This window comes from Sphingomonas sp. PAMC 26621, assembly GCF_000251145.1.
Taxonomy (GTDB): Bacteria; Pseudomonadota; Alphaproteobacteria; order Sphingomonadales; family Sphingomonadaceae; genus Sphingomonas.
This window is the reverse complement of sequence record NZ_AIDW01000013.1, coordinates 77,756-84,822: the sequence shown is the minus strand read 5'-3', so window position 1 is coordinate 84,822 and position 7,067 is coordinate 77,756. Positions and strand designations below refer to the sequence as shown.

The window sequence follows — 7,067 nt, the reverse complement described above, 5'->3', positions numbered from 1 at the left end:
CCCCGGCTGCTTCCATCCCACGTCCCCACCCCAACCCCTCCCCTGAAGGGGAGGGGCTTTAAAAGGAGAAGTCCGATGCGTTCAGCCGTCATCGTTTCCACCGCCCGCACCCCGATCGGTCGCGCCTATCGCGGCGCGTTCAACAACACCCCCGCCCCGACTCTCGCCAGCCACGCGATCAAGGCCGCCGTCGAGCGCGCCGGGATCGAAGGCGGCATGGTCGATGACGTCGTGTTCGGTTGTGCGCTCCAGCAGGGCCATCAGGCCGGCAACATCGCGCGGACGTCGCTGCTGCGCGCCGGGCTCCCCGTCACCGTGCCGGGCATGTCGGTCGACCGTCAGTGCGCCAGCGGCCTGATGGCGATCGCCACCGCTGCCAAGCAGATCATCACCGACAACATGGACGTCACCATCGGCGGCGGGGTCGAGAGCATCAGCCTCGTCCAGACCCCGCAGATGCGCTTCGCCGCCGACCCCGAACTGATCGCGATGCACAAGGACGTGTACATGGCGATGCTCGGCACGGCGGAAGTCGTCGCCAAGCGGTACAACATCAGCCGCGAAGCGTGCGACGAATATGCGCTCAGGTCGCAGCAGCGCACGGCTGCTGCACAGGTTGCGGGCTATTACGACCAGGAGATCGTCCCCGTCACCGCGACGATGGCAGTGACCAACAAGGAAACCAAGGAAGTCACGCACAAGGAGATCACGCTCTCCAAGGACGAAGGCAACCGCCCCGAGACGACGCTCGAAGGCCTCCAGTCGCTCCAGCCCGTGATGGGCCCGGGGATGAACGTGACCGCGGGCAACGCCAGCCAGTTATCGGACGGCTCATCCGCCTCGGTGCTGATGGAGGAGTCGCTCGCCTCGAAGCGCGGCCTCACCCCGCTTGGCCGGTATGTCGGCATGGCGGTCGCGGGCACCGAGCCCGACGAGATGGGGATCGGCCCGGTCTTCGCGATCCCCAAGCTGCTTCAGCGGTTCAACCTCAAGATGGACGACATCGGCCTGTGGGAGCTCAACGAAGCGTTCGCGGTGCAGGTGCTCTATTGCCGCGACAAGCTCGGCATTCCGGATGAGCTGCTCAATGTCTCGGGCGGCGCGATCTCGATCGGCCACCCCTATGGCATGACCGGCGCGCGCGCGACCGGCCACGCGCTGATCGAAGGCAAGCGGCGCGGCGCGAAGTACGTCGTCGTGACGATGTGCATCGGTGGCGGCCAGGGTGCCGCTGGTCTGTTCGAGGTCCTGTAATTGAACTCAAGGCGATTTTCGTCTATATAGGGACTGGCGAAGTCATAGGCGCCTCTCATAACGAGCCCCGGTCGTGCTAGCGGCCGGGGCTCAATCCGTTTGGGGCTCGGTTGCTAGACCGAGCCCCGCCCGTGCGCCCTAGTCTTTGCGTGCCATCTCGATGATCTTCAGGACCAAGGTCGTGAAGGCGAAAAGCACGCCCAGAAGCAGGCACAGATCGGCGACCGTCATAGGTCCACCTCTCATCTTAGCGGCCGGATTGCCGCCGATCGAATGACTAATATAGACTTCAAATATCCGCAAACTTGGCAGGGAATTGTCTGTCCATCATGCCATGACGGCAATCTATCGTCTTCCCGAATGGCGACGAGGTCTTGCTGATTAGCCTGCGAAAAATCCAGAGCAACCAACCTAGCGTCCCGTCGTTTCCTTCCCGAACCGTCCTTAAGGAGAGACACGCATGGCCGACACTCAGGAAATCAAAGAGACGCTGTGGAAGAAGATGGCGGACAGCCCCTACCTCATGGTGGGCAAGGCCGACGGATCGTCGCACAGCGAGCCGCTGATGGCGCAGCTCGACAAGGATCTGGTCGACACGCTGTTCTTTTTCACCGGCAAGGATAACCGCCTGGCCGACGGCGGCAAGGTGATGGCGCAGTTCGTGTCCAAGGGGCATGACTATTTCGCCTGCATGTCCGGCACGATCCGTCAGGACAATGACAAGGGCATGATCGACAAGCTGTGGAGCAAGCAGGTCGAGGCATGGTTCCCTGAAGGCAAGGAAGACCCCAACCTCGCGCTGCTGCGGATGGACATCGACAGTGCCGAATTGTGGGAAACCGACATTTCACTGACGGGTCGCGTCAAGATGCTGTTCGGCGGCACGATTACCGCAGAGGAAAGCAGCAGCCACGCCAAGGTCAGCACGACCGCGGCATAGGATGTTATTGCGGGATCCTGGCGGCGTGTCGGGATCCCGCACAAGCTAGGGGCGGAAGCGCCGCCCGTGCTTCCATCCGCCGTCATGCTGAACTTGTTTCAGCATCCACCGCACAACAAACACGGTCTGGACTTGCTGAACGGTGGACCCTGAAACAAGTTCAGGGTGACGCCGGTTTTGACAAAGCGCGGTGCCCCGGCCTCAGCCGTGCGCTTTCATCCATTCCTCGACCACCGGCGCGACCTTGGTTCGCCACTTGGAGCCGTTGAAGATCCCGTAATGGCCAGCGCCCTCGGCCATATAATAGCGCTTCTTCTCTTCCGGCAAATTCGTCGCGATCGTCAACGCCGCCCGCGTCTGCCCCAACCCCGAAATATCGTCCTTCTCGCCCTCGATCGCTAGGATCGCGATGTCAGTGATCGCACCCGGATCGACCATGCGCCCGCGGTGGGTCATCGTGCCCTTGGGGAGCGAATGGTCCTGGAAGACCACGTCGATCGTCTGGAGATAAAATTCCGCGGTCATGTCGCAGACCGAGCGATATTCCTCGTAGAAGCGCTTGGTCGCATCCGCTTCCAGATCCTCGCCGTCGACCAGATGTTTGAACATCTCGTAATGCGACATCATGTGGCTGCCGAGGTTCATCGACATGAAACCGGCCAATTGCAGAAACCCCGGATAGACCTTGCGACCAGCCCCCGGATGCGACGCAGGGATCGTCGCGATGACATTCTGGCTGAACCAGCTGTGCGGCCGTTCGGTCGCGAGCGTGTTGACCGAAGTCGGCGCCTCGCGCGTGTCCACCGGGCCACCCATCATCGTCAGCGTCTTGGGACGGCACGGATGCTGGTCCGCGCTCATCACACAGGCAGCGGCGTAGCACGGCACCGACGGCTGGCAGACCGCGAGCATGTGCGCACCCGGCCCGATCGCCTCGAGGAATTCGATCAGATAATCGATGTAATCATCGAGATCGAACTTGCCGTCCGACAGCGGCACCTGCTTCGCATCGCGCCAATCGGTGATGTAGACATCCGCCACCGGGAACATCCGCTCGACCGTGCCGCGCAACAGCGTGGCGTAATGCCCCGACATCGGCGCGACGATCAACAGCTTGGGCCCGCTCTCCACGCCTTCGCGAACGAACCGCTTGAGCTGGCCGAACGGCTTGCGCATGACGATCTCTTCCGTAACCGCGACGGTCTTGCCGTCCACCTCGGTCGAGGCCAGACCGAACGCCGGCTTGCCGCGCGGGGCGGCGGCATGCGCGAACACTTCGAGCGCCGAACCCATCACCGCCCCGCCACCGAAATAGGCGAACGGATTGGCCGGATTGCTCAGCCAGCCTGCGCTGAAGTCGGCCATGGCGCTCGCCCCGGCGAGCATGGATTTCTGAATTTCGTAAGCGTTATAGAGCATGGCCGGCCTTCTAGCATACCGTATCTACGATTCTATCCATCTTAATACGGTGATGCGACGAACGGGCGGCGCATCTGCATCATATCAATACGCACGGCCGAGGATTATGATGCACGCCGATTGAGGCGGCCCACGGTCCCTGCTAGGCGAAGCGCATGGCAGATCCCGTACAAGCCGCTCCGACGTCAGACATACCGTCCAAGGACATGCCGCGGGAGGGGCGTCGCAAGCTCAGCAATCTCCTGATGATCTGGCATTTCGGGTCGCGCTATCCCGCGCAGATCGCGATCGCGCTGCTTGCCCTGCTGACGACCTCGGCAACGACGCTGTACATTCCGTGGACGTTCAAGTCGGTGATCGACCAGGGGTTCAGCCACGGCGGCAACCCCGATCATATCAACCAGGTCTTCTACGGCCTGTTCGCGCTGGTCGCGGTGCTCGCGGTCGCGACGGCGGTGCGCTTCTATTTCGTCTCGTGGCTGGGCGAACGGACCGTCGCCGATATTCGCACGGCGGTGCAGGCGAACCTGTTGCGGCTCGCGCCGCGCTGGTTCGAGGAGAACCGCCCCTCGGAAGTCGCCTCGCGCCTCACGTCGGACACCGCGCAGATCGAGAGCGCGGTCGGCACCACCGTCTCGGTCGCGCTGCGCAACGTGCTGACCGGGACCGGCGGGATCATCTCGCTGTTCGCGCTCGCGCCCAAGCTCGCGGGGATGCTGATCATCGGTATCCCGATCGTCGTGCTGCCGATCATGCTGCTCGGGCGGCGGGTCCAGAGCTACTCGCGCTCAAGCCAGGATCGCATTGCCGACATTGGCGCGATGGCGGTCGAGACGTTCGGCGCGATGAAGATCGTCCAGGCCTTCGGCCAGGAACGGCGCGAATCCGAACGGTTCGCGGGCGCGGTCGAGCGCAGCTTCACCGCTGCCAAGCGCCGCATCCGGATCCGCGCGCTCATGACCGCGCTGGTGATCGGGCTGTTGTTCGGTGCAGTCACGCTGCTGATGTGGTCGACCCTGTCGGACGTCTCCGCCGGGCGGCTGACCGGCGGCGCGCTGACCGCGTTCATCTTTACCGCCGGCCTGGTGACGGGCGCGTTCGGCGCGCTGACCGAAGTATATGGCGATCTGCTCCGCGCCTCGGGCGCGGCCGAGCGGCTGGCCGAGCTGCTCAACGAGGAACCCGAGATCCGCGCGCCCGCCGCACCGGCGACGCTCCCCGTCCCGGCGCGCGGCACGCTGACCTTCGATCACGTCGAATTCCGCTACCCGACCCGGCAGGACGTCGCGGCGCTCCACGATTTCTCGCTCGACATCGCAAGTGGCGAGACGGTCGCGATCGTCGGTCCGTCGGGCGCTGGCAAGACGACCTTGTTCCAGTTGATCCAGCGTTTCTACGATCCCGACGCCGGCTCGGTCCGGATCGATGGGGTCGATCTGCGCAACGCCGACCCCGCCGAGATCCGCGCGCGGATCGCGATGGTGCCGCAGGAAACCGTCATCTTCGGTGCTACCGCGCGCGACAACCTCCGCTATGGCCGGTGGGACGCGCGCGACGACGAGCTGTGGGCCGCCGCCGAGGCCGCCAACGCCGCCGAATTCCTGCGCAAATTGCCCGACGGACTAGACACCTTCCTCGGCGAAAGCGGTGCGCGGCTTTCGGGCGGGCAGCGCCAGCGAGTCGCGATCGCACGTGCGCTGCTCTGCAACGCACCGATCCTGCTGCTCGACGAAGCGACTAGCGCACTCGACGCCGAGAGCGAACGGCTGGTGCAGGAAGCGCTCGAGCGGCTGATGACCGACCGCACCACGCTCGTCATCGCGCACCGCCTCGCGACCGTCCGTGCGGCGAAGCGAATCATCGTGATGCGCGACGGGCAGATCGTCGAACAAGGGTCGCACGGGTCGTTGATCGGGGAGAACGGCCTGTACGCGCGGCTCGCGAGTTTGCAGTTCAACGAGGCGGCGTGACATGAACGGGACGGCCCGGCCTTCGCCGGGGTGATGCGGCCCGTCACCCCGCAGTAGCCCCCCAGCCGTCATGCTGAACGTGTTTCAGCATCCACTGTGCAACGGGCCCGGTCCGTCATCGTGGCGCGGTGGACCCTGAAACGAGTTCAGGGTGACGGGAGTGTTAAGACTAGGCGGATGTCCCCTCGGCGGGCAGCCACCATGTTGCTAACCGATCCCCAGCTTCACAGGCTTGTCGCCGCCGCAACCATGCCGCACACTCCGCGCAACCGGGCAACAGCATCCGGACCGCACAACGGAGGGTCACATGGCGCGCGACTTCGACATCATCGTCTTCGGAGCAACCGGCTTCACCGGACGTCTCGTCGCCGAATATCTCCTCGCCACCGGCGCGCCACGCTGGGCGATGGCGGGCCGCTCGCTGACCAAGCTCGAGCAGGTCCGCGACGCGATCGGCGCGCCCGGCGACACCCCGCTGATCACCGCCAACGCCGACGACCCCGCCGCGCTCCGCGCGCTCTGCAACCGCACCAACGTCGTGCTCACGACCGTCGGACCGTATCAGTTGTACGGCAGCGACCTCGTCGCGGCCTGCGCCGAGACAGGCACCGCCTATGTCGATCTGTGCGGCGAACCCGCCTGGATGCGCCACATGATCGACGCACATCACGAAACCGCCAGGCGCACCGGCGCGCGAATCGTGTTCAGTTGCGGGTTCGACTCGATCCCGTTCGATCTCGGCGTGCTGAGCCTACAGGACGCGGCGAAAGCGAAATTCGGCCACCCCCTGTCCCGCGTGAAAGGTCGCGTGCGCAAGATGCAGGGTGGCTTTTCGGGTGGCACCGCCGCCAGCCTGAAGGCGACGCTGGCGGCGGCGGCAAAGGATCCGTCGGTGGTCGGGCTGCTCGTCAATCCGTTCGCGCTGACCCCCGGGTTCGAAGGACCGTCGCAACCGCGTGGGCTGCTGCCGGAATATGACAAGACGATCGAGGCGTGGGTCGCCCCCTTCATCATGGCGCCGATCAACACCAAGAACGTCCATCGCACCAATTTCCTGCTCGGCGATGCGTACGGTCCGGGGTTCGTCTATGACGAGATGATGGTCGCGCCCGGACTCGGTGAAATGGGCAAGGCCGCCGCGGAAGCGATCGCCAAGATCAATCCGCTCTCCAGCGACAAGGGGCCGAAGCCCGGCGAAGGCCCGTCGCGGGAGGAACGCGACGCGGGCTTCTACGACCTGCTGTTCATCGGCGAAGGGCCGGGCGGCGAGCGGTTGGATTGCGTCGTCACTGGCGACAAGGACCCGGGCTATGGCTCGACCAGCAAGATGATCGCCCAAACCGCACGTTGCCTGGTCGAAGACGTGACCGGCGCCGGCGGAATCTGGACCCCGGGCGCGCTGATGGGGCGCGTGCTGACGGACCGGTTGCAGGCCAGGGCGGGGCTGACGTTCCGCGCGGGATGACGATCGGAGCGGCGTCTAG

The 7,067-nt window shown here is 64.8% G+C and carries 5 protein-coding genes; 4 read left to right on the top strand and 1 reads right to left on the bottom strand.

Annotated elements, in window-relative coordinates:
• Nucleotides 1-75 precede the first annotated feature (75 nt).
• On the top strand, nt 76-1,254 hold the full coding sequence (locus RI03_RS06405) for an acetyl-CoA C-acyltransferase (RefSeq protein ID WP_010216022.1): 1,179 nt from the start codon (nt 76-78) through the stop codon (nt 1,252-1,254).
• A gap of 460 nt (nt 1,255-1,714) precedes the next feature.
• Nucleotides 1,715-2,194, top strand: coding sequence for a pyridoxamine 5'-phosphate oxidase family protein (locus RI03_RS06400; protein WP_010216020.1), 480 nt, complete (start codon nt 1,715-1,717; stop codon nt 2,192-2,194).
• Between the two features lie 201 nt (nt 2,195-2,395).
• Here the strand turns inward: RI03_RS06400 and RI03_RS06395 are convergent, their stop codons facing one another.
• Nucleotides 2,396-3,613: a polyhydroxyalkanoate depolymerase gene (locus RI03_RS06395; RefSeq protein ID WP_026046501.1), complete on the bottom strand. Its 1,218-nt coding sequence runs from the start codon at nt 3,611-3,613 to the stop codon at nt 2,396-2,398.
• Between the two features lie 206 nt (nt 3,614-3,819).
• On the opposite strand from RI03_RS06395, the gene RI03_RS06390 reads away from it, so the two are divergent.
• Both RI03_RS06390 and RI03_RS06385 read left to right on the top strand, forming a co-directional pair.
• On the top strand, nt 3,820-5,583 hold the full coding sequence (locus RI03_RS06390) for an ABC transporter transmembrane domain-containing protein (protein WP_010216017.1): 1,764 nt from the start codon (nt 3,820-3,822) through the stop codon (nt 5,581-5,583).
• Nucleotides 5,584-5,890: 307 nt separating this feature from the next.
• Nucleotides 5,891-7,048 carry a saccharopine dehydrogenase family protein gene (locus tag RI03_RS06385; protein WP_010216016.1) on the top strand — a complete coding sequence of 386 codons (1,158 nt, stop codon included), beginning with the start codon at nt 5,891-5,893 and terminating at the stop codon, nt 7,046-7,048.
• The last annotated feature ends 19 nt before the right edge of the window (nt 7,049-7,067 follow it).

Excerpts from the sequence above, each read along its gene's own strand:
- RI03_RS06405 (WP_010216022.1), top strand. The coding sequence starts at position 76 with ATGCGTTCAGCCGTCATCGTTTCCACCGCCCGCACCCCGATCGGTCGC.
- RI03_RS06400 (WP_010216020.1), top strand. The coding sequence starts at position 1,715 with ATGGCCGACACTCAGGAAATCAAAGAGACGCTGTGGAAGAAGATGGCG.
- RI03_RS06395 (WP_026046501.1), bottom strand. The coding sequence starts at position 3,613 with ATGCTCTATAACGCTTACGAAATTCAGAAATCCATGCTCGCCGGGGCG.
- RI03_RS06390 (WP_010216017.1), top strand. The coding sequence starts at position 3,820 with ATGCCGCGGGAGGGGCGTCGCAAGCTCAGCAATCTCCTGATGATCTGG.
- RI03_RS06385 (WP_010216016.1), top strand. The coding sequence starts at position 5,891 with ATGGCGCGCGACTTCGACATCATCGTCTTCGGAGCAACCGGCTTCACC.